Genomic DNA, 25,643 nt, shown 5'->3' with positions numbered 1-25,643 from the left:
TTTTTGTGGGTGTTGGGGTGGTTGCCGTGGGGGCCGGGGGGGCGGGAGGCGCCCTTCGCACGTCCTTGCTAGTCCTGCTGGACCGTCTTGCGCAGGCGGTTGCCGATGCCCGAGATGCGGCCGAGGACGCCGTTGACGAACCTCGGCGAGTCATCCGTGGACAGCGCCTTGACCAGCTCCACCGCTTCGTCGATCGCCACCGCCGGGGGGACGTCGTCGCTGCGCCACAGCAGCTCGTACAGGCCCAGCCGCAGCACCGCGCGGTCCACCGCGGGCATGCGCTCCAGCGACCAGCCCTCGGCGTGCTGGGTGAGCACCTCGTCGATCCGCGTGCGGTTCTCGGTGACCCCCTCCACCAGCGTGACGGTGTACTCGGCCACCGGCGGGACCTCCGGCGAACCGACCCGCTCGGACAGCAGGGTCACCGCGTCCACGCCGCGCTGGTCCGCCTCGTAGAGGAAGTCCACCGCGCGCTTGCGCGCCTTACTCCGTGAACCCACCTCACACCCTCTTCCCGGCCGCGGGGGCCGACGGGCAGGCGCTCATTTGGTGTTGACGCGGCTGAGGTACCGGCCGTCGCGCGGGTCGACCTTCACCTTGTCACCGGTGTTGAGGAACAACGGCACCTGGATCTCGGCGCCGGTCTCCAGGGTGGCGGGCTTGGTGCCACCGGTGGAGCGGTCGCCCTGCAGGCCCGGGTCGGTGTGCTGGACGACCAGCTCGACCGAGGCCGGGAGCTCGACGTAGAGCGGGTTGCCATCGTGGCGGGCCACGACCACGTTGCTGTTCTCCAGCATGTAGTTCGCCGCGTCACCGACCACGTCGGCCGAGATGTTGACCTGGTCGTAGGTGTCCGGGTCCATGAACACGTAGTCGGTGCCGTCGCTGTAGAGGTAGGTCATCTCGCGGCGGTCGACGTTCGCGGTCTCCACCTTCACCCCGGCGTTGAAGGTCTTGTCCAGGACCTTGCCGGAGAGCACGTTCTTCAGCGTGGTGCGCACGAAGGCCCCGCCCTTGCCGGGCTTGACGTGCTGGAAGTTCACGACGGACCAGAGCTGGCCGTCGAGGTTGAGCACCATTCCGTTCTTCAGGTCGTTCGTGGATGCCACGTGGGGATCTTCTCCTGTGGTGATGGCTTCGGGCGTGTTCCGCCGGATCGCGATTCCGACGGTGTCGGCGCACCTGACGTGCGTCAGACAGCGACGAGCTCCTTCGTCGTCAAGGTGAGGAGCTCCGGCGTGCTGGGACGCACGACCAGCGTGTCCTCGATGCGGACCCCGCCCCGCCCCGCCAGATAAACGCCAGGCTCGACGGTGACCGCCATCCCGGCGCTGATTCTACCGCCTCCCCGCTGCGACAACGTCGGTGCCTCGTGGATCTCCAACCCGACGCCGTGCCCGAGGCCGTGCAGGAACTGCTCGCCGTACCCGGCGTCCTCGATGACCTTGCGCGCCGCGGTGTCCACCTCGCGCACGTCGGCGTCGACCTGGACCGCGGCCCGCCCGGCGGCCTGCGAGGTGCGCACCAGTTCGTAGACCTCGCGCTGCCAGTCGGCGGGCTTGCCCAGCACCACGGTGCGGGTCATGTCCGAGTGGTAGCCGTCGACCAGCGCGCCGAAGTCCATTTTCACGAAGTCGCCGGGGGCCAGCACCGCGTCGGTCGGGCGGTGGTGCGGCACCGCGGAATTCGCCCCGGCGGCGACGATCGTGGCGAACGACGGCCCGGCGGCGCCGTACTCCAGCATCCGCGCTTCCAGCTCGCGGGCCACCTCCAGCTCGGTGCGCCCGGGGCGCAGCCCGCCGTGCTCGATCAGGTCGGCCAGCGCCCGGTCGGCGGCCGCGCAGGCCATCCGCAGCGCCTCGATCTCGAACTCGTCCTTGACCAGCCGCAGCTGCTCGACGTGGCCGGGCGCGCGCACCAGTTCCACCTCGCCTGCGGCGTCGGCGAGCACGTCCCGGTGGTCCACGGTGACGTGCTGGCTCTCGAACCCCACGCGCCGGTGCTCGGCGGCGGCCTCCCCGATCCGCTGGGCCAGGGTCAGGTCGCTGGCCCGGTCGATCACCCGCTCCAGGTCCGGGACCTGCTGCTCGGCCTGGGTCAGGTAGCGCCCGTCGGTGCAGAACACCGTCCGCGACTCGGCGCCCGGTTCGTCCGCGGCGTGCACCACCAGCGCGGCGTTGGACCCGGTGAAGCCGGTGAGGTAGCGGATGTTGAGCAGGTCGGTCACCAGCATCGCGTCCAGCTCCTGCGCGCGCAGGCGGTCGCGGAGGGCTTGCCGTCGGTGGGAGTGCGCTTCGGACATGCTCCGGAGCCTAACCCCCGGACCAGCCCGGGGACCTGGTCAGCGGGAGTTCGGCGGGAAGCCGCCACGACCTCGCGCGGCCCGCGTTGTCGGTGCGGCGCACTAGTGTTGCCGCCGTCGGACGGCTAGGAGGTTGAGGTGCCCGTGTCCCTGTCGTGGAGCGCGGTGGCGAGCCCGGTCGGCGAGCTGACCGTGGTGGCCGGTGCGTCCGGGGTGCGCCAGATCGCCTTCGCCGGGCCGGACGCGGTGCTCGGCGGGTACGAGGAGGAGCTGGTCCGCGACACCGGGGTGGCGGTCGAGGCGGCCCGGCAGCTCGACGAGTACTTCGCGCGCGGCCGCCGCGAGTTCGACGTCCCGATCGAGTGGGAACCGCTGCAGGGCCTGCGGCTGCACGTGCTGCGGACCCTGCACGAGCTGGTCCCGTTCGGGGAGACGGTGAGCTACAAGCGGCTGGCCGAGCTCTCCGGGCGCCCCGAGGCCTCGCGCGCGGTCGGCACGATCATGGGCAGCAACCCGGTTCCGTTGATCGTGCCGTGCCACCGGGTGCTGGCCAGCGGCGGCGGTCTCGGCGGCTTCGGCCCGGGGCTGGAGGCCAAGCGGCGCCTGCTGGTCCTGGAGGGCAGCCTCGAACCGAGCCTGCTGGAGCTCGACCTGCTCGGCTGAGCGCCTCACCGCGCCGGGACGGTGCCGCGGACGGCGAGGAACAGGTGGTAGGTCGTCTCGTGCTGGCCGAGCCGGACCGGGATCGCCAGCTCCTCGCAGTTGCCGAAGACCTCCCGCAGGGCACCGCGCAGCGCCGGTGAGGTGTCGGCGGACCAGATCGCCAGCGTGCCCCCGGCGGTCAGCGCCTCGCCGCAGCGGGCGAGGAAGTCGCTGCGGTAGATCGCGGAATTGGCGTCGTAGACCAGGAAGTCGGGGCCGTTGTCCACATCGAGCAGGACGACGTCGAAGGCACCCGGCGGCTGGGCGTCGACCACCTCGGCCACATCGCCGACGTGGCAGCGCACCCGGTCGTCGCGGATCGCCGCGGCGGTGTCGGGCACCAGCCCGTCGCGGTGCCAGGCGAGCAGCTCCGGTTCGATCTCGACCACGTGCGCCTCGCGCACCCGCGGATCGGCCAGCACCTCCCGCAGCGTGAAACCCAGCCCCAGGCCGCCGACCAGCACCCGCAGCTGCGGGGGGTCCACCGCGCGCAGCGTGGCGGTGGCGAGTTCCCGCTCGGTCTCGGTGTGCGCGGTGTCCATGACGAACACGCCGTTGACCCGGAGCTCCAGCACGTCACCCCGGCGCAGCAGCGCCAGTTCGCCCCGCTCGGACTCGCCGCGCGCGACTAGTTCTGCCATCACCGCAACGGTAACCAACCCCGCGACCCCGCCCCGCACCGCCTCACGACCACTTCACGCACCCCCGGTCAAGATCATCCCGTGGTGCCCGGAGATCACCCGGACCGGGGAACCTGGGGTCCGGAGATCCGCGATCCCCATGGAAGTTGGACATCTGGTTCCCGTTGAAATCGCATTCACCCACGGCGGAGCCAGGGGCCCGGGCACCGACGGCGAAGCCGATGCGCGAACACCCGCCCACCGCACAGCGGGGTCGGCTCGAACGGGCCGTTTGACGCCTCGGGTGCGCATTCCCAGCAGCAGGCGTGGGTCGTCCGGGAAAGGCGGGAACCGCAGTAGGGATATCCCCCGGTGGGCCCGGGAGGGCGCCAGGCCTCGGATTTGTCCGGAAATGGCTCGCCGGTTGGGCCGGTCCGGGTAGCGGTCGGCGTCGGTTCGGCGCAGTGGCCATTGGTGTGGACCTCCTCAGAATTGTGGCCCTCCGAACCGATTCCGACCGAAGGGATGCGCTGTGATCAGCAGAAGGTCCTTCCTCGGCGGTGTTTCCGCCGCCGCCCTCGCCGTGCCCGCCCTCGGCAGCCTGGCCACCTCCCCCGCGTTCGCCGCGCTGGGCGGGCGTCGCGCGCCGGACGTCCCGCTGCCGTTGACGATCGTCAACCAGAGCGGGCAGTTCGACAACGCCTCCATCCACGTCTACGTCGTCGGCGTCAACCTCGACACCGGCGAGCAGTCCCGGGTCACGCCGGAAGGGCAGCTGGTGCCGGTCTCGGAGTCCGACAACGGGTCCGACGGCTACGCCGACTACGCCATCCCGCTGCAGGGCAGCGGCGACACCACGCTGAACCTGCCGAGCATGTCCGGCCGGATCTACTTCGCCCTCGGCGACAAGCTGAAGTTCAAGGTCGTCACCGGCGGCGACGGCAAGGCCGCGCTGCAGTACCCGGCGGGCTGGGTGGACAGCGACCCGAACTACGGAATCCTGCACGACACCGTGGAGTTCACCCTCAAGGCCGACGGGATGTACTGCAACACCACGATGGTCGACATGTTCAGCGTGCCGCTGTCGATCCACCTGCGGGGCGCCGCCGACCAGACCACCGGCACGGTGCCCGCCGGCGGCCGGGAGCGGATCCTCGCCGGTGTTGCCGAGCACCCCGACTTCGCCGGGCTGCGCCAGGACGACCTGCGGGTGATCGCGCCCGGCCACGGCCTGGACCTCGGCAAGTTCTCCGACACCTACTACGACGCCTACATCAACGAGGTGTGGACCAAGTACCAGGGCACCCAACTGCGGGTGGACACCGACAACGGCAAGGTCTTCACCGGCCAGGTCTCCGGCGACACCTTCAACTTCGACGGCGGCGTGCAGCCGATCGGCCGCCCGTCCACCCGGGACGTGCTGTTCTGCGACGGCGCGCTCGCCGCCCCGAACGACGGGATCACCGGGCCGGTCGCGGCGATCCTCGGGGCGGGCTTCAACCGCTCGATCCTGCTGGACTCGGCCGACCAGCCGGGCACCGACCCGGCGACCTTCTACCGGCACGACATCACCAACCACTACTCGAAGGTGATGCACGAGAACACCGAGGACGGCAAGGCCTACGGCTTCGCCTTCGACGACGTGGCCGGGTTCGCCTCCTACATCCAGGACGGCGCGCCGACCGCCATCACCGTGACGCTGACCCCGTGGTGACCCGCTCCGGCGCCCGGCGCCGGATGGACACCGAGAAGGCCGTCGCCAGCAGGCACAGCAGGCCAGCGCCGTACCAGGCCGCGGCGTAGTCGCCGAACTGGTCGCGCACCACGCCCGCGATGCTGGCGACGGCCGCGGCGCCGAGCTGGTGGGAGGCGAAGACCCAGCCGAACACCACCGAGGCGCGCGGGCCGAAGTGCTCCCGGCACAGCGCCATCGTCGGGGGCACGGTGGCCACCCAGTCCAGCCCGTAGAACACCACGAACAACACCATCTCCGCCCCCACCGAGGGTGCGAACAGCTGCGGCAGCACGAACAGCGACAGGCCGCGCAGCGTGTAGTAGACGGCCAGCAGCAGCCGCGGGTTGACCTTGTCGGTGAGCCAGCCGGACAGCACGGTGCCCGCCACGTCGAACACGCCGATCACGGCCAGCAGCCCGGCGGCGGTGGTGGTGGGCATCCCGTGGTCGTGCGCGGCGGGCACGAAGTGGGTGTTGACCAACCCGTTCGTGCTCGCCCCGCAGATCGCGAAACCACCTGCCAACAGCCAGAAAGCATGCTTGCGGGCGGCGTCGCGCAGCGCGCGCAGGGCGGCGGCGGCCGGGTTGCCACTGGCGCGCTCGGGTGCTGGCTCGTCCCCGGTCGCGCCGTAGGCAGTGGTGCCCACGCTGGCCGGGTTCTCGCGCATCACCAGCCACACCAGCACGGCGACCAGCAACGCGGTGGCCGCGATGACCAGCGAGGCCACCCGCCAGCCCAGGTCCTCGACCAGGACCGCGGCCAGCGGCAGGAACACCAGCTGACCGGTCGCGCTGCCCGCGGTCAGCACACCGCTGACCAGGCCGCGGCGCGCCACGAACCACCGGTCGACCACAGTGGACACGAAGGCCAGCGCCATCGACCCGGTGCCCAGGCCGACCAGCAGCCCCCAGCAGATCACCAGCTGCCAGCTGGCCGTCATGAACACGGTGAGCCCGCTGCCCGCCGCCACCAGCGCCAGCGCGGTCACCGTGACCCGTCGGATGCCGAAGCGGGTCATCAGCGCCGCGGCGAACGGCGCGGTCAGCCCGAAGAGCAGCAGGTTCAGCGAGACGGCGGCCGAGATGACGCTGTGCGGCCAGCCGAACTCCTCGTGCAGCGGGTTCATGAACACACCGGGCACCGACCGGAACGCGGCGGCACCCACCAGGGCGACGAAGGCGACGGCCGCGATCCACCACGCCGGGTGGACGCGCCGCGCAGGAGCAGTGCTGATCACCTGACCAGCCTCGCCGGGACGGCGGCACCGAACCAGTGACCGGAGGGACAACATGTGAGAAGATTCGGCCATGCCGACCGCACAGCACCGCATCGCCGTTCTGGGACTGCCCGAGGTCGTCGGCTTCGACCTGGCGATCCCGTCGCAGATCTTCGGCGGCGCCCGCGACGAGGCGGGCACCCCGCTCTACGACGTGCGGGTGTGCAGCTTCGACGGCGTCCCCATCACCACGACCAAGGGTTTCGCCATCCTGCCCGGGACCGATCCGGACTTCCTGACCGCGCCGGACACGCTGGTCATCCCCGGCACCCACCTCGAGGGGCCGCGCACCGACGGCACCCTCGACCCGCAGCTGGCCGACTACCTGGCCGGACTGCCCGCCCGCACCCGGATCATGTCGATCTGCACCGGGGCGTTCGTGCTCGCCGCGACGGGCCTGCTCGACGGCCGCCCGGCCACCACGCACTGGATGCACGCCGACGACTTCCGGCGCCTGTACCCGGCGGTGGACCTGGACCCGGACGTGCTGTTCGTCGACGACGGCGACGTGCTCACCTCGGCCGGGGTGGCCGCCGGGATCGACCTGTGCCTGCACGTGATCCGCCGCGACCACGGCAGCGAGGTGGCCAACCGCGCGGCCCGCTCCAGCGTGGTGCCACCGTGGCGGGAGGGTGGTCAGGCCCAGTACATCGATCGGCCGGTGCCCGACCCGTCCGGCAACGGCACCTCCGCCACCCGCGCCTGGCTGCTGGAGCACCTCGCCGAGCCGCTGACGCTGGACCAGATCGCCGCGCACGCCGGGACGAGCGTACGGACCTTCACTCGCCGGTTCCGGGACGAGACCGGCACCAGCCCGATGGACTGGCTGCTCCAGCAACGCCTGGAGCACGCCCGCCACCTGCTGGAGTCCACCGACCTACCGATCGACGCGGTCGCCGAGCGGGCGGGGCTGAGCACCGCGGCCTCGCTGCGCAAGCACCTGCGCCACCGCCTCGGCACCAGCCCGGCCACCTACCGCCGCACCTTCCGCTCCTGAGCGGGACCACAGTTTCAATTGAAACTGTGGTCCTCACGGCGTGTCGCACCCCGACACACCGGCGCTCGTGGACAACTCCCCGCGATTCCACCAGGAACTGGACGTCCGATCCGCTTTGGAATCGCATCGGCACGGACGTCGGTGCACCCGCCGGTCGGGCGCAGAGGTCACTGGGAGACGCCTGCCTGGATGGTCTGCACGGCCAGCTGGTGACCGGGGACCCCGGAGCCCGCGCAGCCGTTGCGCTCGTGCTCGAACGGGACGAACAGCGACGCGGTCTCCTGCGGCGGGTAGATCCGCAGGCCCTTGGCGGTCTCCACCCGGCACTCGGCGGGGTCGTAGTTCTCCACGTTGGTGTACTTGATCATCGCCGAGGCCCTGCCGCCCGGCTCGAGGTTGATCTCCTCGCCCTTCGAGCCCTCGCGGAACGCGGCCTCACCGATCTGGTGGCCGTCCTCCCCACCGACGTAGGACACCCCGGGGAAGCCCTGGAGCACGCAGGCCCGGTCGCTGGAGTTGGTGAAGACGAGCGGCTGGTAGGTGCTCCCGGCGGCTCCATCGCCATGGCCGAGCGACAGCTGGAGGTCAGCGGCCTTGCACAGGGGGTCGCCGGTCCGCCCGGTCTGCTGCACCGCGGAGTTCGCGGTCGACCCCTGGTCCTCACCCGTCGGCGAATCCACCGCGCTGGTACCGGAATCGTCCTGGACGGCTGGCGGCAGGGCGTTGTTCACCGTGCTCTGCTCGTCGGACCCGCCAGGGCTGCACGCGGTCAGCCCGACCGCCAGCGCCGCCGCCGTGACCGCGAGGAACTTCGCCCGCATCATCATCCACACCTCTCTCGCACCGTCTTTCCAACCAGTAGACGCCTGGCACGCGAGGAGGTTGCGTCCGGGACCGCTCAAAGCTCGTGAGTGGCGGTGGTCGCAAGAGCCACCATTATCACTCACGACTCCTAACGGAGCAGGTCACCGCCGCGCGGGTAGGCCGTCCACCCCTGCTGTGGTACGTCCACGACCGTCGAGCCGTTGGCCTCCGCCACCTCGGGCGGGACCGTCCACAGGCGACCTGCGGTGTCCACCAGGGCGACCTCGCCGCTCGGCGCGCGCAGCGCCGACGCCCCAGCCTCGATCGTCGCCACCACCGGGAGCTCGGCCACCGCGGGCACCCGGCGGTCGAGCACCCGGGTCACCAGCAGCTCCGCCACCGAGCGGCGTTCGACGCGGATCCGCTTGCCGTCGCGTACCACGTCCACGGTGCGTTCCGGGGAGGGGACCGCGAAGCCGTCCAGGACCGCCGCAGCCTGCTCCGGCGTGGCACAACCGTCGACGCCGGTGACGTCGATGCCGAAGTGGCGGATGTCGGTCGGGGCGGGCAGCAACGCCGTCGCGCGCAGAACGTCCAGCGGCACCGTGCCGCACGGGTCCGATGTGGACACCGGAGCCGTTCCGCCGGGGCGGCGGGCCAGGCCCGGTCCTTCCTGCCACGGGCCGGGGATCAGCACCGGGGAGTAGGGGTGCGCGGTGAAGTCGCGGTCCCAGAAGGTCACCGACGTGCCCTCCGCGGTCTGGTGGGCGATCGCGAACGCCTCCAGCGCCGGCACCCACATCCAGTCCGCGCTGAAGGCGTCCACCACCGAACGCGCCCGCGGCCCACCGGCCGGGCGGAACCCGTCCTCGGTCAACGCCTCGACCTGCTGGCGGAACTCCGGGTCGCGCGCCCGGACCACGAACTGCCCGGCACCGTTCCAGCCCGCCCCGGAGGCCGTGGTGTCGGTGAACATCAGGTAGAACCACCCGTCCAGGTGCAGCGCGGACGGCTGCCCCGCGCCGTAGGTGTTCTCCCGGTGCACCTCGCCGGACGGGGTCACGACCGGCGCTCCCCCGGCCTCGCGCCGCCACGACCGGCCGTCGGTGCTGCTGGCCACCCCGATGGCGTTGCCGTGCGCGTGGTCGTCACCCGCCGCGCCGGTGTAGTACAGGTAGTGGCGACCGTCCACTTCGACCACTGACGGGTCGCAGGTGTGCATGCCGTCGAAACCGCCTGGCTGCCCGGAGAAGACCGGCACCGCAGGCGCTCCGCCGGAGGCGGTGAACGGCCCGTCGAGGCTGCCCGAAGCGGCGTGCAGGACGTCGTCGCCGGGCGGGCCGATGCCCGGCAGCTGGCTGCACCACCACACCCGGTACTGACCGTCGTCCTGCAGCACCGTCGGCCCGTAGTTGTACGGCGCGGGCATGCCGCCCGAGAGCACGATGCCGCCGCTGCTGCGCTCGGCGCTGACCTGCAGGTCGACGGGCAGCCGCTCCGGCTGGGCCCGCGACTCGACGCTGGGTGGCGCGCCAGGCGCCCCCGGCGTGCAACCGGCCACCAGCACCACGCAGAGCAGCCCGGCTGCCCCGCTCACCACCCCCCGCGCCACGGAACCGGTGCGCCTACGCGCTCGCGCGCTCGGCCAGCCAGCGGATCGCCAGCGGGTAGCCCGCGACACCGAGACCGGCCACCACCGCGGTGGAGATGTCCGAGAGGTAGCTGGTGTGCCGGAACTCCTCGCGCTTGTGCACGTTGGAGATGTGCAGCTCGACCAGCTCCGCCTGGAGCTGCGCCGCCGCGTCGCGCACCGCGATCGAGTAGTGCGTCCAGGCCCCGGCGTTGAGCACCACCGGCCACTCCTGGTCGGCGGCCTCGTGCAGCCACTGGACCATCTGGCCCTCGTGGTCGGTCTGGCGCACCTCGACCTCGACGCCCAGCTGCGCACCCGTGGCCTCGCACATCGCGACCAGGTCGGCGTGCGTGGTGCTGCCGTAGACCGAAGGTTCCCGCTTGCCCAGCCGACCCAGGTTCGGGCCGTTGAGCACCAGTACCTTCACAGCAGCACTCCGGTGGACTTGGCCTCGCCGCCGGTCACCGCGGAGTAGGCGGCGGCGACCAGCGACGGGTCCGGGCCCTCCAGGCGGCCGGGCTTAGCCAGCCCGTCGAGCACCACGAACCGCAGCATCCCCGAGCGGTTCTTCTTGTCCACCTTCATCGCCTCCAGCAGCTGGCCGAGGGCGTCCGGGTCGTAGGTGGTGGGCAGGCCCAGCAGGTCCAGCACCCGGCGGTGCCGGTCGGCGGTCTCGTCGTCCAGCCGCCCGGCCAGCCGCGCCAGCTCGGCGGCGAAGACCAGGCCCACGCTGACCGCGGCGCCGTGCCGCCACCGGTAGCGCTCCCGCCGCTCGATGGCGTGCGCCAGGGTGTGCCCGTAGTTGAGCACCTCCCGCAGGTGCGACTCCTTCAGGTCCGCGGCCACCACGTCGGCCTTGACCTGGATCGACCGGCGCACCAGCTCGCCCAGCACCTCGCCGGACGGGTCGGTGGCCGCCTCCGGGTCGGCCTCGATCAACCGCAGGATCTCGGGGTCGGCGATGAACCCGGCCTTGACGATCTCGGCCATGCCCGCGATCAGCTCGTTGCGCGGCAGGCCCTCCAGCGTGGCCAGGTCGGCCAGCACCAGGCTCGGCTCGTGGAACAGCCCGACGAGGTTCTTGCCCGCTTCGGTGTTGATGCCGGCCTTGCCGCCGACCGCGGCGTCCACCATGCCCAGCAGCGTGGTCGGCACGTGCACCACGCGCACCCCGCGCATCCAGGTCCCGGCCACGAACCCGGCGACGTCGGTGACCGCGCCGCCGCCGAAGGACACCACGACACCGCCGCGGTCCATGCCGATCTTGCCGAGCACCCCCCAGCAGAACCCGGCGACCTGCAGGCTCTTGCCGTCCTCGGCGTCGGGGATCTCCACCCGGTGGGCGTCCACCCCGGCCTCGGTCAGCTCCTCGCGCACCGCCTCGACGGTCGCGGTGATGGTGGGCTGGTGCACCAGCGCCACCACCGATGCGTCGCGCAGGTAGTCGACGAGCTCGCCGAGCAACCCCCGGCCGACCACCACGTCGTAGGGCTGCTGGCTGGCAACCCCGATCCGCACCGGCTCGGTCATCATCGTCCCTTCGGTGAAGACGGCTTTCGACTCATTCTGCTCAGCTCCGCAACCGCGTCAGCTGGACGCGGCGCTGCGCGCGGACAGCGCGGCCACGACCTGCGCGACGACCTCGTCCGGCTCGACGTGGTCGGTCTCGATCTCGACCGCGGCCACCGAGCGGTAGATCGGCATCCGCTCGTCGAGCAGCGCCTTGAACGTGGCGCGCGGGTTCACCCCGGCCAGCAACGGGCGGGCGGTGGACAGCCCGACGCGCTTGGCCCCCTCGGCGAGCCCGACCGACAGGAACACCACCGGGTGCCCGGCCAGCCGTTCGCGGGTCCGCTCGGACAGCACCGCGCCGCCGCCCAGCGCCAGCACCCCGTCGTGCTCCCGCAGCGCGGCCTCGACGGCGGCTTCCTCCATGGCGCGGAACGCCGGTTCGCCGTCGCTGGTGAAGATGTCGGAGATGGCCCGGCCGCTGGTGCGCTCCACGTCCTCGTCGGTGTCGCGGAAGGTGACGCCGAGCCGCTGCGCCAGCAGCCGACCGATCGTGGTCTTGCCCGCGCCCGGCGGGCCGACCACCACTGCCCGCGGCGCCATCAGCGCACCTGCCGCTTCTCGGCCCGCTCCCGCAGGGCCGCCAGGTAGCCCTCGACGTTGCGCCGGGTCTCCGGCAGCGAGTCGCCGCCGAACTTCTCCAGCGCGGCCTCGGCCAGCACCAGCGCCACCATCGTCTCGGCGACCACGGCCGCGCGCGGCACGGCGGTGATGTCCGAGCGCTGGTGCATCGCCTGCGCCGGTTCGCCGGTCACCACGTCCACGGTGGCCAGCGCGCGTGGCAGGCTGGAGATCGGCTTCTTGGCGGCGCGCACGATCAGCGGCTCGCCGTTGGTGATGCCGCCCTCCAGGCCACCAGCCCGGTTGCTGCTGCGGTGCACCCACTTCGCGCCCTCGTCGGGGTAGATCTCGTCGTGCGCGGCGCTGCCGCGGCGGTGCGCGTTGGCGAAGCCCTCGCCGATTTCCACGCCCTTGACCGCCTGGATGCTCATCAGCGCACCGGCCAGCCGGGCGTCGAGCTTGCGGTCCCAGTGCACGTGCGAGCCGATCCCCGGCGGCAGCCCGTAGGTGATCACCTCGACCACGCCGCCCAGCGTGTCGCCGTCCTTCTTGGCCGCCTCGACCTCGGCCATCATCCGCTCGGTCGCGGTGTCGCCGAAGGCCCGCACCGGGTTCTCGTCGATGGCCGCCAGGTCGTCCGGGCCGGGCAGCACGTCATGCTCGGCGTCCACCCCGCCCAGGCTGACCACGTGGCTGACGATCTCCACGCCGAGCAACTGCCGCAGGAACTGCCGGGCCACCGTGCCGACGGCGACGCGGGCCGCGGTCTCGCGGGCGCTGGCCCGCTCCAGCACCGGGCGGGCCTCGTCGAAGCCGTACTTCTGCATCCCGGCGAGGTCGGCGTGACCGGGACGCGGGCGGGTCAGCGGCGCGTTGCGGGCCAGCGAGGACAGCACGTCCTCGTCGACCGGGTCGGCGGCCATCACCTGCTCCCACTTCGGCCACTCGGTGTTGCCGATGCGGACCGCGATCGGGCCGCCCTGGGTGCGCCCGTGCCGGACGCCGCCGATGATCTCCAGCTCGTCGGCCTCGAAGTTCATCCGCGGGCTGCGCCCGAAGCCGAGCTTGCGGCGCTCCAACTGGGTCGCGATGTCGGTCGAGGTCACCTCGACTCCGGCCACCATGCCTTCCAGCACCGCCACCAGGGCGGGGCCATGCGATTCTCCAGCGGTCATCCAGCGCAGCACGCCTATAGATCCTGCCACGTCAGGTCGCCGATGAACCCGGCCGGGGGTCCTCGGTCACGACCACGACGCGAAGGCAGTGACCAGCCACGCGGGGACGAGCAGCGCCGGGCCGTGCGGAACCGCGCCGCGCCCCCGCCACGAGGCCGCGACCAGCGTGAGCAAGGCCGCGGCGGCGAGCACGACCAGCACCGCCCCGACCGACACCGCACCCACCGCCAACCCCAGGCTCCCCGCCACCTTCACATCCCCCGGCCCCATCGCCCCCGGCACGACGACCCGCACCAGCAGGTACGCCCCACCGAGCAGCAGGCCGCCCCCGAGCGCCCCGGCCCACACCCCGGGCCGGTGCAGCCCCGCGACGCCCACCAGCACCAACGCCACCGGGTAAGCGGGCAGCGTGAACACGTCGGGCAACCGGTAGGCGCGGATGTCGCAGACCGCGAGCAGCACTCCGCCCCACCCGAGCAGCAACGGCACTCCCGCCCACCACCAAGGCATCCCGCCGACGACCCGCACCGCCACCGCGGCCCAAGCCACCCCCACGCCCAGCTCGCACCACAACCGGGGCGCCACCACGCCCCGGCGAACGCGCCCCAGCACCCACCGCCCGAACCACCCAGCGCCGACGCCGACGACGCCCCCGCAGATCCCGATCACGACCATGCGGCCACGATGGCCGCAGGAGCCACCGGCCGCCGGCACCCGGAACTCGCGCATGTCGGGACCCAACGACAACAGGCACCGCCGACCGGGTGATCCGGTCAGCGGTGCCTCCTCGGTGCTGTCAGGCGGTGACGGAGAACAGGGCGTCCCCGGTGACCACCTGGCCGTCCTCGCGGAGGTCGACCAGCGCCTCGGGCGCCACCTCCAGGGCGATCACCGGGCAGATCGACGAGTAGCCGTGCGACTCCACCTCGGACGGGTCCCAGGTGACGATGCGCTGGCCAGCCGCCACCACGTCGCCCTTGGCCACGTGCAACTCGAAGCCCTCGCCCTTGAGCTTGACCGTGTCGATGCCCAGGTGCACCAGCACGGCGGTGCCACCGGGCGAGGCGATCACGAACGCGTGCGGGTGCAGCGTCGCCACCGTCCCAGCGATCGGCGCGACCGCGTCAGCACGTCCACCGGAGGGCTTCACCGCCACGCCCGGACCCACCATGGCCTGCGAGAACACCGGGTCGGGCACCTCCGCCAGCCCGGTGGCCAGGCCCGCCACCGGGCTGCCGACCTCGACACTCACCGCAGGTCCTCGATGTCCTCGGCGAGGGTGTCCGCCTCCGGCCCCACCACGACCTGCACGACGGAGCCCTGCAGCATCACGCCGTGCGCCCCGGCCGCCTTCAGCGCCGCCTCGTCGATCTTCGAACCGTCCTCGACCTCGCAGCGAAGCCGCGTGATGCACGGCTCGATCTCCACAACGTTGTCCCCGCCGCCAAGCGCGGCCAGGATCGCCGCGGCCTTGTCCTGAGCCACCGCGTGCTCCCTTCCTCCCGTACCAACGACGCGGAGCGACCGCGTCGCGACGATCTTGCGCCACTCGGTGTCGATGCGGCAACGAATTCGAAGCCGTCTTGACACCCGATCGCATGACGGCGCATTGTTCGCAACCGACTGGTTTAGACCGGACAGTACCAACTGGGTGCCTCCGGTCAACAGCACCGGGCGAACGCGGCGATGATCAGCCAATGTTCAACCCGGTGGCCGGTGTCCACAAGGCACCGGCGGGCGCAGGAGCACCGACCGGTGGAGGCAACGTGGCCGCGCGGGGAACCGCAGACGACAGTCGACGCGCTGAACGCGCGCTCAGCAACGGTCCGATGCCCAAGCACGCCCAGCTGCGGGAGATCCTGCGCCAGCTGGCCAGCGAGGAGCTGCTGCCCGGCTCACCGGTCCCCTCCGAACGCGAACTCGCAGTCCGCTACGGCGTCTCGCGGCTGACCGTGCGGGAAGCCGTCGGCCAGCTGGTCGCCGAAGGACTGCTGGTGCGGGTGCGCGGCAAGGGCACCTTCACCACCCGGCCCCGCGTGGACTCCCAGCTGCACCTCGCGTCGTTCACCGAGGACATGCTGCGCCGCGGCATGCACCCGGAGACCGTGCTGCTGGAAGCCACCGAGGCGGTCCCGCCACCCGACACCGCCGACGCGCTCGGCCTCGCGCCCGGCCAACCCGCCTACTGGCTCTACCGGCTGCGCAAGGCCGACGGAGCACCGATGGCGGTGGAGCGCGGCTGGTACCACGCCGGGCTGCTGCCCGGCCTGCTCGACCGGGACCTCACCGACTCGATGTACACCCTGCTGGCCCGCCACTACGACGTGCAGCTGGAGAGCGGCACCCAGACCGTGCTCGCCGAGGGCGCCGACACCGACACCGCCCGGCTGCTCGGGGTGCGCCCCGGCTGCCCGGTGCTGGTGTTCCGCCGGGTCTCCACCGCGCAGGGCCGACCGATCGAGGACATGACTTCCTGGTACCGCGGCGACTTGTACCAGGTCACCATGCAACTGGACCGCGACCCGAGCGGTACCGGCCACCACCGCCCGACCATCCGGCCCACGTGATCGTGAGCCGGATCCCCCGAAGACTCGGTGTCCACGACACAGGAGGTAACCGATGAGTGCCAGCGCCACAGCGGCGAGCGGCAACAAGAAGGGATTCGCCCTGCTGCAACGGCTGGGTCGGAGCCTGATGCTGCCGATCGCCGTCCTCCCCGCCGCCGCGCTGCTGCAGCGCCTCGGCCAGGAAGACCTGCTCGGTGCCGAGGGGCTCGGCCAGGCCTTCAGCTGGCTGCTGCCGGTCGCCGAGGTGATCGGCGCCGCGGGCGGCGCGCTGTTCGACTACCTGCCCCTGCTGTTCGCGATCGGGGTGGCGATCGGGTTCGCGAAGAAGGCCGACGGGTCGACCGCGCTGGCCGGTGCCGTCGGCTACCTGGTGCTGTCCGGCGTGCTGTGGAAGATCACCGGCACCGAAGCGGACAAGGTGTTCAACAAGGGCCCCTACGGCGTGCTCGGCGGCATCATCGCCGGTCTGGTCGCGGCCTGGTTGTGGCAGAAGTACCACCGCATCAAGCTGCCCGCCTACCTGGGCTTCTTCGGCGGTCGGCGGTTCGTGCCGATCATCACCGCGGTCGCCATGCTGTTCGTCGGCGTGGTCCTCGGCCTGCTCTACCCGCTCTTCGACGCCGGGCTGACCGCCTTCAGCAACGCTGTCACCCAGAACGCGGTCATCGGCGGCGGCGTCTACGGCGTGGTCAACCGCCTGCTGCTGCCGTTCGGTCTGCACCACATCCCGAACAACGTCGTCTGGTTCCTCTTCGGCGACTACAACGGGGAGAAGGGCGACATCTCCCGGTTCTTCGCCGGTGACCCCACCGCGGGCACCTTCATGACCGGCTTCTTCCCGATCTTCATGTTCGCCCTGCCGGCCGCGGCGCTGGCCATCTGGCAGTGCGCCAAGCCCTCGCAGCGCAAGGTCGTCGGCGGCGTGATGATCTCGGTGGCGCTGACCGCGTTCCTCACCGGCATCACCGAGCCGCTGGAGTTCTCCTTCATCTTCGTGGCCTGGCCGCTGCTGCTGATCCACGCGGTGCTCACCGGCACGTCGATGGCGCTGGTCAACGCCCTGGACATCCACACCGGGTTCGGCTTCTCCGCGGGCGCCATCGACTACCTGCTGAACTTCGGGATCTCGCAGAACTCGCTGTGGCTGATCCCGATCGGTCTCGCCTACGCGGTCATCTACTACTTCGTGTTCCGGTTCGTGATCACGAAGTGGAACCTGCGCACGCCGGGTCGTGAGGAGGACGACAGCGACGCGGCCGAGACCGGCACGGATAATGCCAGTGGGAAGGCCGAGCCGGGCCCCGACAAGAACTGACCCCGGTAACCGCTTTCCCGATTCCCCCGACGAACGGAGTGCTGAATGTTGGAGCGACGGGTCACCGTGGCCAGCAAGGTCGGACTGCACGCGCGACCCGCGGCCCTGGTGGCGAAGGCAGCCGCCGCGCAACCGGTCAAGATCACCATCCGCAAGGACGACACCCAGCCGGTGGAGGCGGGCAGCATCCTCGGTCTGATGACCCTCGGTGCGTCCTTCGGTGACGAGGTGGTCCTGGCGGCCGACGGCGACGGTGCGGAAGCCGCGCTGGACCACATCGCCCAGCTGGTCGCAACGGACCTGGACAACACCAACTGACCCCAGCCCCGAACAACAACGGCCCCTCCGCTCCCCCACCGGAGGGGCCGTTGCCATACCCCACCCCTGATCCGCAGTCCCAATCGAACTGCACCCCCACCCCAATCGCTCGCCCCCGAACCCCGCCACACCACCCCACACCGGAACGCCGCGCGATCCCAACGGAACTCGCGGACCCACCGACATGCCCAGCCCCGACACACCGGCGACGTGTCGCGAACCCACTCGATTTCAATGGCAGTCCGCTCCACCCCCGCGCCACGACGCACCGGGGCGTGCCGGGACTCGGTGATCTCAACGAGCTGGTCCCAGCGAAAGCACCCCGACGCATCACCGGCGCGTCGGGTGCCCGACACACGGGTGGTTACAGTTTCAGTTGAAACTGTGAATCATCCGGCGAGCCGCCCGTGAGAGTCCGGTGAGATCACCTCCGTGGAACTCGCGGAACCCACCGACATGTCCTGACCCCGACACACCGACGGCATGTCGCGAACCCACGCAACTTCAGTGGAACTTGCGCCCACCACCGCGGAACGACACACCCGCGCATGTCGGGACTCCGTGTGATTTCAAGGGAACTCGCGGACCCCGTCGGCATGTCGGGGCCCGACACATCGGCGGTGTGTCGGGGTTTGACGCGATTCCAATGGAAGTTGCGGGAACCTTCGGAGTGTCTGGGTAGGACACTCCGGGGTGTGTCGGGGTCTCGCGCGACTTCAGTGGGAGTTGTGGGGTCCCGGTGTGCCGGGGTTCCGGTGTGCTGGGTGGTTCGGGGTTCAGGCGGTTTCGATGGGGATCGGACGTCTCCTCCCCGTTGGAACCGCGTCAGAGGGGTAGGGGGAGCTCGTTGCCGGTGGCTTGGGCCAGGGCGTCTCGCATCGCTTGGCGGGGGGCGGGGAGGCCGGTGAACTGCTCGACCTGCCCGAACGCCTGGTGCAGGAGCATGTCCAGGCCGGTGGCGATGGTCCCCCCGGCCGCGGTGACCGCGGCGGCCAGCGGCGTCGGCCACGGGTGGTAGATGACGTCGAGCACGCAGGGCGCCTTCGCCAGCTCCGCCACCCGCTCGTCGAGCGCCCCCGCGGGCAGCGTCGACACCACGACGTCCGCCGCTGCCGCGGCGTCCGCGAGCGCGACGCGGTCCAGCCGCTCCACGCGCACCGCGAGCCCCACGCGCTCCGCGGTCTCCGCCGCTTCGCGCGCTCGCGCGGGCTCGCGCACCGCGATCGTCGCTTCGCCCAGCCCGAGCTCCGCGAAGGCCGCCAGGGTCGCGGCGGCGGTGCCGCCGGCTCCCAGCACCAGCCCGCTCCGCCCGGAGCGGAAGCCCCCGGCGGCGCGCAGGGCTCCGACGACTCCGTCGACGTCGGTGCAGTCCGCCGCCCAACCGCCGTCACCCAGGTGCACCAGGGTGTTCGCCGCGCCGACCGCTTCGGCCCGGGCGCTGACCTCGTCGGCGACCTGCAGCGCCGCGCGCTTGCCAGGCATGGTCACCGACAGCCCGGCCCACTCGGGGCCGAGCCCGGCGACGAACGGGACCAGCTGCCGCTCGTCGGCCTCGACCCGCTCGTAGGTCCAGCCGGTCAGCCCGAGCGCGGCGTAGGCGGCGCCGTGCAGGACAGGGGACAGCGAGTGCTCGATCGGGGAACCGAGCACCGCTGCCCGACGCTGGTCAGAAGGCACCGCGGGCCCGCGCTTCGTCGATGTAGGCCTGGTGCTGCTGGAAGGTGTCGGCGAAGCAGGAGGTGCCGTCCGGGTAGCACTTCACGAAGTACCGCCAGTTGCCCTCGGCTGGGCGCTCCGCGGCCTCCAGCGCCTCCTTGCTGGCCGTCGAGATCGGCGTCGGCGGCAGCCCGAAGTTCTGGTACGTGTTGTACGGGCCGGGCCGCTCGCGGTCCTTCGGGTCGGTCAGCAGGCTCGGCTTGTCCAGCGGGTAGTTGATCGTGGAGTCCATCCCCAGCTTCATGACCGGGTGGGTGAGCCGGTTCTGGATCACCCGCGAGACCTGGCCGAAGTCCTTGGTGATCGCCTCGCTCTGCACGATGGAGGCGATGATGAGCAGCTCGTACGGGGAGTGCTCGGTGCCCTCGGCGCGCTGCGGCAGACCGGCGGCCTCCAGCCCCGCCGCGGAGCGGGTGACCACGTCGCGCAGCACGTTCTCCGCGGACTCGCCCGGCTTGACGTCGTAGATGCCGGGCATGATCAGGCCTTCCAGCCGCCGCTTCGGCTCCGCCTTGTTGGCGTCCTCGAGCGCCCAGTCCGGCACGCCCAGCGACTTCAGGTCGGCGGTGGCGGCGATGTGGTGCATCTCCTCGGAGGTGGTGCACGCGGGGTTCTCCCCGGCGCAGGTGGCCTCGGCGAGGCGGGTCAGGATGCCCGGGGTGTGCCCGCCGTCGGGTGCGAGCTGGTCCTCCAGCCGCATGCCGCCGCGGATGTCGACCCGGCCGACCTTCGCCTTCGGCGACAGGATGTGCGCCACCGCGGCCTCGCCGGACATCTGGCCGCGCATCAGGTAGTAGCCGGGCTGGATGCTGTTGATCTGCCGGTTCTCCTCGGCGGCCTTGGTGAACGCCTTCGTGCTGGCCACCACGTCCTGCTGGGCGAGGGTGCGGCCGATGGCGCTGACGGTGTCGCCGGGCTTGACCTCGATGACGACGTCCCCGGTGCCTTCGCCGTCGTAGTCGTCGTAGGCGCCGATCTGCATGAGCTGGCTCGCGCCGTAGAGCACGCCGACCCCCACCAGCACCAGCACGAACAACCCGGCCAGCGCGGTCACCACGCGACGCCGCTTGCGGCGCCGGAAGCGCTCGGGGTCCGGCGCGCGCCGCTTGCGGTCATCGGGCTCGTCGGCGAACAGTCCGAGATCGTCGGTCACGAAAGGTCCTCTCGCGTCTTCCCCCGACTGTCCAAGAACGCCTGCAAGATCTCCACGGCAGCGGCCTGGTCCACCACGGCGCGCTGCTTCTTCCCCTTGACGCCGCGCTTCGAGAGCATCCGGCTCGCGGTGACGGTGGTCAACCGCTCGTCGGCGAAGCGCACCGGCACCGGCTCGATGCGCTCCGCGAGCGCGGACCCGTAGGACTGCGCGATCTCCGCGGCGGTGCCGTGGCGGCCGGCCAGCGTCTTCGGCAGGCCCACCACGACCTCCACCACGTCGTGCTCGGTGACGAGCGCGGCCAGCTGCGCCAAGTCGCTGCCGCCCGCCTCGTCCCGCTTCAGCGTGATCAACGGCGTGGCCAGCATCGGTGCGGGGTCGCTGAGCGCGACACCCACCCGGACCGCACCGACGTCGACGCCGAGCCGACGCCCCGGTCCGGGCTCCACCTGCTGGTGCTCGCTCACCCGCCAGCCACCACCTGGTCGACGGCCTTGCGCAGCGCGCCGATCGCGGCGGTGATCCCGGCCGGGTTCGAGCCGCCGCCCTGCGCCATGTCCGGCTTGCCGCCGCCGCGCCCGCCGACCTCGGCGGCGAAGCCGGGCACCAGCTTGCCGGCCGCGAGGCCCTGGTCACGGGCCGCGTCGCTGACGCCGACCACGAAGCTGACCTTCTCGTCCTCGGCGGAGAACAGCGCCACCACGGAGGGGCGGGAGCCGAGCCGCCCGCGGACCTCCCCGGCCAGCGCGCGCAGCGCGCCGCCGTCCACGCCGTCCGGCACCTGCTCGGCGACCACGGTCACGCCGTGCACGTCGGTGCCCTTGCCGGCAAGCTCACCGGCGGACTGCAGGACTTGCGCGACGCGCAGCTGCTGGATCTCCTTCTCCGCGGCCTTGAGCCGGGAGACCACGCCGCTGATGCGCTCCGGCAGCTCCTCGGCCGGCACCTTGAACTGCTCGGCCAACTGGCTGACCAGCAGGTGCTCCTTGCTGATGTGGCGCATCGCGTCCATGCCGACCAGCGCTTCGACGCGGTGCACGCCCGACCCCACCGAGGAGTCCGCGACCAGCTTGACCACGCCGAGGCGGCCGATGCGCGGCACGTGGGTGCCACCGCACAGCTCGCGGGAGTAGTCGCCCATGTCCACGACCCGGACCTGGTCGCCGTACTTCTCGCCGAACAGCGCGACCGCGCCGAGCTCCATGGCCCGGTCCATCGTGGTGTTGTAGGTCTGCACCTCGACGTCGCTCTGCAGGTAGTCGTTGACCTCCTCCTCGACACCGGAGAGCACCCCGGCCGAGACCGCCGCGGGGGCGGTGAAGTCGAACCGCATCCGGCCCGGCGAGTTCAGCGAACCGGCCTGCGCCGCGCGCTTGCCGTAGGCGCTGCGCACCGCCGCGTGCACCAGGTGCGTCGCGGAGTGGGACCGCTCGATCGCGTGGCGGCGGGCCTGGTCGACCGCGGCCTCCAGCGTGGTGTCCACGCCCAGCTCGCCCTCGACGACCTTGGCCCGGTGCACGAACAGGCCGGGCACCGAGCGCTGCACGTCGTGCACCTCGACCGCCACGCCGGGGCCGACCAGCCGACCGGTGTCGGCGATCTGGCCACCGCCCTCGGCGTAGAACGGGGTGCGGTCGAGCACCAGCTCGACCTCGGTGCCCGCGGCCGCGGACTTCGCCGGCTGGCCGTCGACCAGCAGGCCCAGCACCCGGCTGCGCGCCTGCAGGTCGGTGTAGCCGATGAACTCGGTGGTGCCGTGCTCGTCCAGCAGCGTGCGGTAGGTGGACAGGTCGCCGTGGCCGGTCTTGCGCGCCTTGGCGTCCTCCTTGGCCCGGCGGCGCTGCTCGGCCATCAGGTTTCGGAAGCCCTGCTCGTCGACGCTCAGCCCCTGCTCGGAGGCCATCTCCAGGGTGAGGTCGATCGGGAAGCCGTAGGTGTCGTGCAGCTGGAAGGCCTTGTCGCCGGACAGCTGGCCGCCGCCCGCCTTCCTGGTCTCGGCCACCGCCACGTCGAAGATCTTCGACCCGGCGGTCAGGGTGGTCAGGAAGGCCTCCTCCTCGTTGCGCATCACCGAGTCGATGCGGTCGAACTCGGTGACCAGCTCCGGGTAGCTCGGCGCCATCGCGTCGCGCACGACCTTGCTGAACTCGCCGAGCACCGGCTCCTGCACGCCCAGCAGGCGGGTGGAGCGGATGATCCGGCGCAGCAACCGGCGCAGCACGTAGCCGCGGGCCTCGTTGCCGGGGGTCACGCCGTCGCCGACCAGCATCACGCCGGAGCGGGCGTGGTCGGCGATGACGCGGAAGCGCACGTCGTCCTCGGCGTTGGCGCCGTAGCGGCGGCCGGAGAGCTCCTCGGCCTTGGCGATGACCGGCCGCACCAGGTCGGTCTCGTAGACGTTCTCCACGCCCTGCAGCAGGCAGGCCACCCGCTCGACGCCCATGCCGGTGTCGATGTTCTTGCTGGGCAGCGTGCCGATCGGCGGGTGCCCCAGCTTCGGCGACAGCTCACCCCTGATGTCCTGCATGAACACCAGGTTCCAGATCTCGATGTAGCGGTCCTCGTCGGCGACCGGACCGCCCTCGCGGCCGTACTTCGGGCCGCGGTCGTAGTAGATCTCCGAGCAGGGGCCGCCGGGACCGGGCACGCCCATGTCCCAGTAGTTGTCCTTGCCGTCGCGGGCCTGGATCCGCTCCGCCGGGACGCCGACGACGTCCTGCCACAGCTGCCGGGCCTCGTCGTCCTTCTCGTAGACGGTGACCCACAGGCGCGCCGGGTCGAAGCCGTAACCGCCGTCGGACTGCGACCCGGTCAGCAGCTCCCAGGCGAACTGCATGGCTCCTTCCTTGAAGTAGTCGCCGAAGGAGAAGTTGCCGGCCATCTGGAAGAACGTGTTGTGCCGGGTGGTCTTGCCGACCTCGTCGATGTCGCCGGTGCGCACGCACTTCTGGATGCTGGTGGCGCGCGGGTACGGCGCCGGGGCCTCGCCCAGGAAGTAGGGCTTGAACTGCACCATCCCGGCGTTGACGAACAGCAGCGTCGGGTCGTCCAGGATCAGCGAGGCGCTGGGCACCACGGTGTGGCCGCGGCTGCGGAAGTGCTCGCTGAACCGGTTGTTGATCTCGTGGGTCTGCACGGTGGGTTCCTCGGGAGGTTCGGGTGTCGGGTGGCGCGGCGGCGGCGAGCGGCTGGCGGCGGTGACGCCGGCGTCAGCGGCCCGCCCGGCGAGCTCGCCGCGCCGGGGCCGCGTCCGTGCTCGCGTCGATCCGACGGAACTGCACCGTGTCGGCGTTGCGCACGACGTCCTGCAGCTCCTCTTCCCGCTCCTGCATCCCGGCGCGCACCTCAGCACCGAACGAGCCGACCGCACCGGCCAGCTCGCGGACCGCGCCGCCGAGCTGTTCGGCCATGCCGCTGGGCGTGGCCTTGCGCGCAGTCTCGTTGAGCTTGCGCATCGCGACAGCTCCGGCCGCGACGCCGGCTCCGAACCAGAACAGGCGGCTCACTTGCGCCCCCCTTTGCCCTTGCGGCGGAAGTGGCGGCCCGCGGGCTCCTGCTTGCGCTTCCGGCGCGCCCGCAGCGCCTTGCTGACCCCGTAGGAGAACGCCGCCGTCTTCACCAACGGGCCACCCAGTGTAGCCGTGAACAGCGAGGACAACGCCGAGACGTTGCCGCTGATGGTCTTGGCGTTGGCGGTGATGCCGTCGACCCGCTCCAGCTGGGTGTTGACGTGCGTGATGGTCGAGTTGGCCCCGGTGAACAGCGGGTCGGAGTTCTCGTGCGCCTTGCGGATCGCGGTGGTCGCCTCGTCCAAGGTCCGGCCGAGCTTGATCAGCGGGATCGCCAGCAGCACGACCAGCAGCACGAACGCTCCGGCGGCGATCAGCGCGGCGATCTGCGTGGGCGTCACGTGCCCTCCCGTATATCCACGTCATTCGGTCAGGCCGGGCCGTTTCCGCCCGGCCTGTTGATCGCCGCTCAGGTTACCGGCCCCGCTCCCCGACCTGCGCACCCGGTCGCGGAGCGCCACTCGCACGCGGTGGGGGCCGCAGTCACCGCCCGGAGCAGGCGTTCAGCCGGGCGGCTTGGCGCGTCAGGTGGTCGCGCTCGGCGAGGTTGGTCGCCTTCTGAGCTGCCTCGGCGTACAGCCGCGCGGCCGCTCCGAGGTCGCCGTCGCGTTCGCGGAGGTGCGCCTCCACCGCCGCGTGGCGCGGCAGCGAGGGGTCCAGCTCGGCGAGCGCGGCCAGTCCCGCCCGCGCTCCGTCGGCCTCGCCGACGGCCACCGCTCGGTTGAGCCGGACGACCGGGCTGCCGGTCAGGCGCACGAGCTCGTCGTACCACTCGACGATCTGCACCCAGTCGGTCTCCGCCGCGGTGGGGGCGTCCGCGTGCAGCGCCGCGATCGCGGCCTGGGCCTGGAACTCCCCCAGCTGGTCGCGGGCGAGGGCCGCCTGCAGCACCGCGACGCCTTCGGCGATCAGCCCGGTGTCCCAGCGACTGCGGTCCTGCTCGGCCAGCGGCACCAGGCTCCCGTCCGGCGCGGTCCGGGCGGGCCGCCGGGCGTGGTGCAGCAGCATGAGCGCGAGCAGCCCCGCCACCTCGGGGTGGTCGATCGCGGCCGCGAGCTGCCGGGCGAGCCGGACGGCTTCGGCGGAGAGGTCCACCTCGCCCGAGTAGCCCTCGTTGAAGACCAGGTAGAGGACCCGCAGCACGGTCCCGACATCGCCCGGCTGGTCGAGCCGCACGCCGGACACGGTGCGCTTGGCCCGGCTGATGCGTTGCGCCATGGTCGCCTCGGGCACCAGGTAGGCCTGCGCGATCTGCCGGGTGGTCAGCCCGCCGACAGCGCGCAGCGTGAGCGCCACCGCCGACGACGGGCTCAGCGACGGGTGTGCGCACCGGAAGTACAACTGCAGGGTGTCGTCCACCTCGGGCGCGGGCCCTGGCGCCGGTTCCTCCACCACCAGGCCCTCGCGGCGCCGCCGGGCCGCATCGGACCGGGTCGCGTCGAGGAACCGGCGCCAGGCCCTGGTGACCAGCCAGCCCTTCGGGTCCCGCGGCGGGTCGGTCGGCCAGGTGCGGAGCGCCTCGACCAGCGCGTCCTGCACGGCGTCCTCGGCGGTCGCGAAGTCGGCCCCGCGGCGGACGAGGATCCCGATCACGGCGGGTGTGAGGGTGCGCAGCAGGTCCTCGTCCACCG

27 protein-coding genes are annotated in these 25,643 nt (G+C 71.8%); 6 read left to right on the top strand and 21 right to left on the bottom strand.

The features are described 5' to 3' along the window. Window positions 1-68: 68 nt before the first annotated feature. The 3 genes from nusB to ABT324_RS12120 all read right to left on the bottom strand — a co-directional run bounded on the left by nusB (window position 69) and on the right by ABT324_RS12120 (window position 2,302). Window positions 69-500 (bottom strand): transcription antitermination factor NusB, encoded by a 432-nt coding sequence (gene nusB / locus ABT324_RS12130; protein WP_351175363.1) that lies wholly within the window; start codon window positions 498-500, stop codon window positions 69-71. A gap of 42 nt (window positions 501-542) precedes the next feature. Next, complete coding sequence (gene efp, locus ABT324_RS12125) at window positions 543-1,109, bottom strand: elongation factor P (RefSeq protein WP_351175360.1); 567 nt, start codon at window positions 1,107-1,109, stop codon at window positions 543-545. 83 nt (window positions 1,110-1,192) lie between these two features. Beyond that, on the bottom strand, window positions 1,193-2,302 hold the full coding sequence (locus ABT324_RS12120; RefSeq protein WP_351175358.1) for a M24 family metallopeptidase: 1,110 nt from the start codon (window positions 2,300-2,302) through the stop codon (window positions 1,193-1,195). 138 nt (window positions 2,303-2,440) lie between these two features. Between ABT324_RS12120 and ABT324_RS12115 the strand changes: the two genes are divergently transcribed. Then, the gene (locus tag ABT324_RS12115; protein ID WP_351175356.1) at window positions 2,441-2,965 is read left to right on the top strand and encodes a methylated-DNA--[protein]-cysteine S-methyltransferase; all 525 of its coding nucleotides are present in this window, start codon (window positions 2,441-2,443) and stop codon (window positions 2,963-2,965) included. A 5-nt stretch (window positions 2,966-2,970) separates the two neighbouring features. Here the strand turns inward: ABT324_RS12115 and ABT324_RS12110 are convergent, their stop codons facing one another. After that, window positions 2,971-3,645 carry a spermidine synthase gene (locus tag ABT324_RS12110; protein WP_351175354.1) on the bottom strand — a complete coding sequence of 225 codons (675 nt, stop codon included), beginning with the start codon at window positions 3,643-3,645 and terminating at the stop codon, window positions 2,971-2,973. Window positions 3,646-4,156: 511 nt separating this feature from the next. Between ABT324_RS12110 and ABT324_RS12105 the strand changes: the two genes are divergently transcribed. Continuing rightward, on the top strand, window positions 4,157-5,338 hold the full coding sequence (locus ABT324_RS12105; protein ID WP_351175352.1) for a beta-1,3-glucanase family protein: 1,182 nt from the start codon (window positions 4,157-4,159) through the stop codon (window positions 5,336-5,338). On the opposite strand, the gene ABT324_RS12100 is transcribed toward ABT324_RS12105, so the two are convergent. Further along, the gene (locus tag ABT324_RS12100; RefSeq protein WP_351175350.1) at window positions 5,313-6,650 is read right to left on the bottom strand and encodes an MFS transporter; all 1,338 of its coding nucleotides are present in this window, start codon (window positions 6,648-6,650) and stop codon (window positions 5,313-5,315) included. The two genes, ABT324_RS12105 and ABT324_RS12100, sit on opposite strands and share 26 nt — an antisense overlap. A gap of 16 nt (window positions 6,651-6,666) precedes the next feature. On the opposite strand from ABT324_RS12100, the gene ABT324_RS12095 reads away from it, so the two are divergent. Next, window positions 6,667-7,632, top strand: a complete 966-nt coding sequence (locus ABT324_RS12095; RefSeq protein WP_351175348.1) for a GlxA family transcriptional regulator — start codon at window positions 6,667-6,669, stop codon at window positions 7,630-7,632. Between the two features lie 167 nt (window positions 7,633-7,799). On the opposite strand, the gene ABT324_RS12090 is transcribed toward ABT324_RS12095, so the two are convergent. The 9 genes from ABT324_RS12090 to ABT324_RS12050 form a co-directional block, all read right to left on the bottom strand. Further along, a complete protein-coding gene (locus ABT324_RS12090) occupies window positions 7,800-8,456 on the bottom strand; it encodes a DUF4232 domain-containing protein (protein ID WP_351175346.1) in 657 nt (218 codons plus the stop codon). Window positions 8,457-8,584: 128 nt separating this feature from the next. Then, a complete protein-coding gene (locus ABT324_RS12085) occupies window positions 8,585-10,033 on the bottom strand; it encodes a glycoside hydrolase family protein (protein WP_351175344.1) in 1,449 nt (482 codons plus the stop codon). Between the two features lie 28 nt (window positions 10,034-10,061). Next, a complete protein-coding gene (gene aroQ / locus ABT324_RS12080; protein ID WP_351175342.1) occupies window positions 10,062-10,496 on the bottom strand; it encodes a type II 3-dehydroquinate dehydratase in 435 nt (144 codons plus the stop codon). Continuing rightward, window positions 10,493-11,599 carry a 3-dehydroquinate synthase gene (gene aroB, locus ABT324_RS12075; RefSeq protein WP_351175383.1) on the bottom strand — a complete coding sequence of 369 codons (1,107 nt, stop codon included), beginning with the start codon at window positions 11,597-11,599 and terminating at the stop codon, window positions 10,493-10,495. The genes aroQ and aroB overlap by 4 nt, the downstream gene beginning before the upstream one ends. Before the next feature lie 57 nt (window positions 11,600-11,656). Continuing rightward, on the bottom strand, window positions 11,657-12,181 hold the full coding sequence (locus tag ABT324_RS12070; protein WP_351175340.1) for a shikimate kinase: 525 nt from the start codon (window positions 12,179-12,181) through the stop codon (window positions 11,657-11,659). Continuing rightward, complete coding sequence (aroC, locus tag ABT324_RS12065) at window positions 12,181-13,386, bottom strand: chorismate synthase (protein ID WP_351175338.1); 1,206 nt, start codon at window positions 13,384-13,386, stop codon at window positions 12,181-12,183. The genes ABT324_RS12070 and aroC overlap by 1 nt, the downstream gene beginning before the upstream one ends. Window positions 13,387-13,440: 54 nt before the next feature. Then, a complete protein-coding gene (locus ABT324_RS12060) occupies window positions 13,441-14,049 on the bottom strand; it encodes a prepilin peptidase (protein ID WP_351175335.1) in 609 nt (202 codons plus the stop codon). 121 nt (window positions 14,050-14,170) lie between these two features. Then, window positions 14,171-14,626 carry a PTS sugar transporter subunit IIA gene (locus ABT324_RS12055; protein WP_351175333.1) on the bottom strand — a complete coding sequence of 152 codons (456 nt, stop codon included), beginning with the start codon at window positions 14,624-14,626 and terminating at the stop codon, window positions 14,171-14,173. After that, window positions 14,623-14,859, bottom strand: coding sequence for a PTS sugar transporter subunit IIB (locus tag ABT324_RS12050; RefSeq protein WP_351175331.1), 237 nt, complete (start codon window positions 14,857-14,859; stop codon window positions 14,623-14,625). Before ABT324_RS12050 ends, ABT324_RS12055 begins: the two co-directional genes overlap by 4 nt. A gap of 344 nt (window positions 14,860-15,203) precedes the next feature. Here ABT324_RS12050 and ABT324_RS12045 point away from each other — a divergent pair, with 344 nt between their 5' ends. From ABT324_RS12045 to ABT324_RS12035, 3 genes are read left to right on the top strand one after another with little or no spacing between them, the layout of a single operon-like run. Further along, window positions 15,204-15,941, top strand: a complete 738-nt coding sequence (locus ABT324_RS12045) for a GntR family transcriptional regulator (protein ID WP_351175329.1) — start codon at window positions 15,204-15,206, stop codon at window positions 15,939-15,941. Window positions 15,942-15,993: 52 nt separating this feature from the next. Then, on the top strand, window positions 15,994-17,256 hold the full coding sequence (locus tag ABT324_RS12040) for a PTS transporter subunit EIIC (protein ID WP_351175327.1): 1,263 nt from the start codon (window positions 15,994-15,996) through the stop codon (window positions 17,254-17,256). Between the two features lie 45 nt (window positions 17,257-17,301). Beyond that, the gene (locus ABT324_RS12035) at window positions 17,302-17,574 is read left to right on the top strand and encodes an HPr family phosphocarrier protein (protein WP_351175325.1); all 273 of its coding nucleotides are present in this window, start codon (window positions 17,302-17,304) and stop codon (window positions 17,572-17,574) included. Window positions 17,575-18,399: 825 nt separating this feature from the next. Here ABT324_RS12035 and ABT324_RS12030 read toward each other — a convergent pair. The 7 genes from ABT324_RS12030 to ABT324_RS12000 all read right to left on the bottom strand — a co-directional run bounded on the left by ABT324_RS12030 (window position 18,400) and on the right by ABT324_RS12000 (window position 25,641). Further along, a complete protein-coding gene (locus ABT324_RS12030) occupies window positions 18,400-19,251 on the bottom strand; it encodes a shikimate dehydrogenase (RefSeq protein WP_351175323.1) in 852 nt (283 codons plus the stop codon). Then, complete coding sequence (gene mltG / locus ABT324_RS12025) at window positions 19,241-20,443, bottom strand: endolytic transglycosylase MltG (RefSeq protein ID WP_351175321.1); 1,203 nt, start codon at window positions 20,441-20,443, stop codon at window positions 19,241-19,243. The genes ABT324_RS12030 and mltG overlap by 11 nt, the downstream gene beginning before the upstream one ends. Then, a complete protein-coding gene (gene ruvX / locus ABT324_RS12020) occupies window positions 20,440-20,910 on the bottom strand; it encodes a Holliday junction resolvase RuvX (RefSeq protein WP_351175319.1) in 471 nt (156 codons plus the stop codon). Before ruvX ends, mltG begins: the two co-directional genes overlap by 4 nt. Beyond that, the gene (gene alaS / locus ABT324_RS12015) at window positions 20,907-23,579 is read right to left on the bottom strand and encodes an alanine--tRNA ligase (RefSeq protein ID WP_351175317.1); all 2,673 of its coding nucleotides are present in this window, start codon (window positions 23,577-23,579) and stop codon (window positions 20,907-20,909) included. Before alaS ends, ruvX begins: the two co-directional genes overlap by 4 nt. Before the next feature lie 73 nt (window positions 23,580-23,652). Further along, complete coding sequence (locus ABT324_RS12010) at window positions 23,653-23,949, bottom strand: hypothetical protein (protein ID WP_351175315.1); 297 nt, start codon at window positions 23,947-23,949, stop codon at window positions 23,653-23,655. Then, window positions 23,946-24,353 carry a DUF948 domain-containing protein gene (locus ABT324_RS12005; RefSeq protein ID WP_351175313.1) on the bottom strand — a complete coding sequence of 136 codons (408 nt, stop codon included), beginning with the start codon at window positions 24,351-24,353 and terminating at the stop codon, window positions 23,946-23,948. Before ABT324_RS12005 ends, ABT324_RS12010 begins: the two co-directional genes overlap by 4 nt. A 142-nt stretch (window positions 24,354-24,495) precedes the next feature. Further along, a complete protein-coding gene (locus tag ABT324_RS12000) occupies window positions 24,496-25,641 on the bottom strand; it encodes an RNA polymerase sigma factor (protein WP_351175311.1) in 1,146 nt (381 codons plus the stop codon). Window positions 25,642-25,643: the final 2 nt, after the last annotated feature.

The sequence above is a fragment of the Saccharopolyspora sp. NPDC000359 genome (genome assembly GCF_040300525.1).
GTDB lineage: Bacteria > Actinomycetota > Actinomycetes > Mycobacteriales > Pseudonocardiaceae > Saccharopolyspora.
The sequence above is the reverse complement of the archived record's forward strand: the minus strand, read 5'-3'. Positions and strand labels throughout refer to the sequence as shown.

What these genes read in the sequence shown, in the direction of transcription:
- ABT324_RS12060 (WP_351175335.1), bottom strand. Translation starts at nt 14,049, where the DNA reads ATGGTCGTGATCGGGATCTGCGGGGGCGTCGTCGGCGTCGGCGCTGGG.
- aroB (WP_351175383.1), bottom strand. Translation starts at nt 11,599, where the DNA reads ATGACCGAGCCGGTGCGGATCGGGGTTGCCAGCCAGCAGCCCTACGAC.
- ABT324_RS12120 (WP_351175358.1), bottom strand. Translation starts at nt 2,302, where the DNA reads ATGTCCGAAGCGCACTCCCACCGACGGCAAGCCCTCCGCGACCGCCTG.
- ABT324_RS12095 (WP_351175348.1), top strand. Translation starts at nt 6,667, where the DNA reads ATGCCGACCGCACAGCACCGCATCGCCGTTCTGGGACTGCCCGAGGTC.
- ABT324_RS12035 (WP_351175325.1), top strand. Translation starts at nt 17,302, where the DNA reads ATGTTGGAGCGACGGGTCACCGTGGCCAGCAAGGTCGGACTGCACGCG.
- ABT324_RS12090 (WP_351175346.1), bottom strand. Translation starts at nt 8,456, where the DNA reads ATGATGCGGGCGAAGTTCCTCGCGGTCACGGCGGCGGCGCTGGCGGTC.
- ABT324_RS12100 (WP_351175350.1), bottom strand. Translation starts at nt 6,650, where the DNA reads ATGTTGTCCCTCCGGTCACTGGTTCGGTGCCGCCGTCCCGGCGAGGCT.
- ABT324_RS12040 (WP_351175327.1), top strand. Translation starts at nt 15,994, where the DNA reads ATGAGTGCCAGCGCCACAGCGGCGAGCGGCAACAAGAAGGGATTCGCC.
- ABT324_RS12070 (WP_351175340.1), bottom strand. Translation starts at nt 12,181, where the DNA reads ATGGCGCCGCGGGCAGTGGTGGTCGGCCCGCCGGGCGCGGGCAAGACC.
- ABT324_RS12045 (WP_351175329.1), top strand. Translation starts at nt 15,204, where the DNA reads ATGCCCAAGCACGCCCAGCTGCGGGAGATCCTGCGCCAGCTGGCCAGC.
- ABT324_RS12110 (WP_351175354.1), bottom strand. Translation starts at nt 3,645, where the DNA reads ATGGCAGAACTAGTCGCGCGCGGCGAGTCCGAGCGGGGCGAACTGGCG.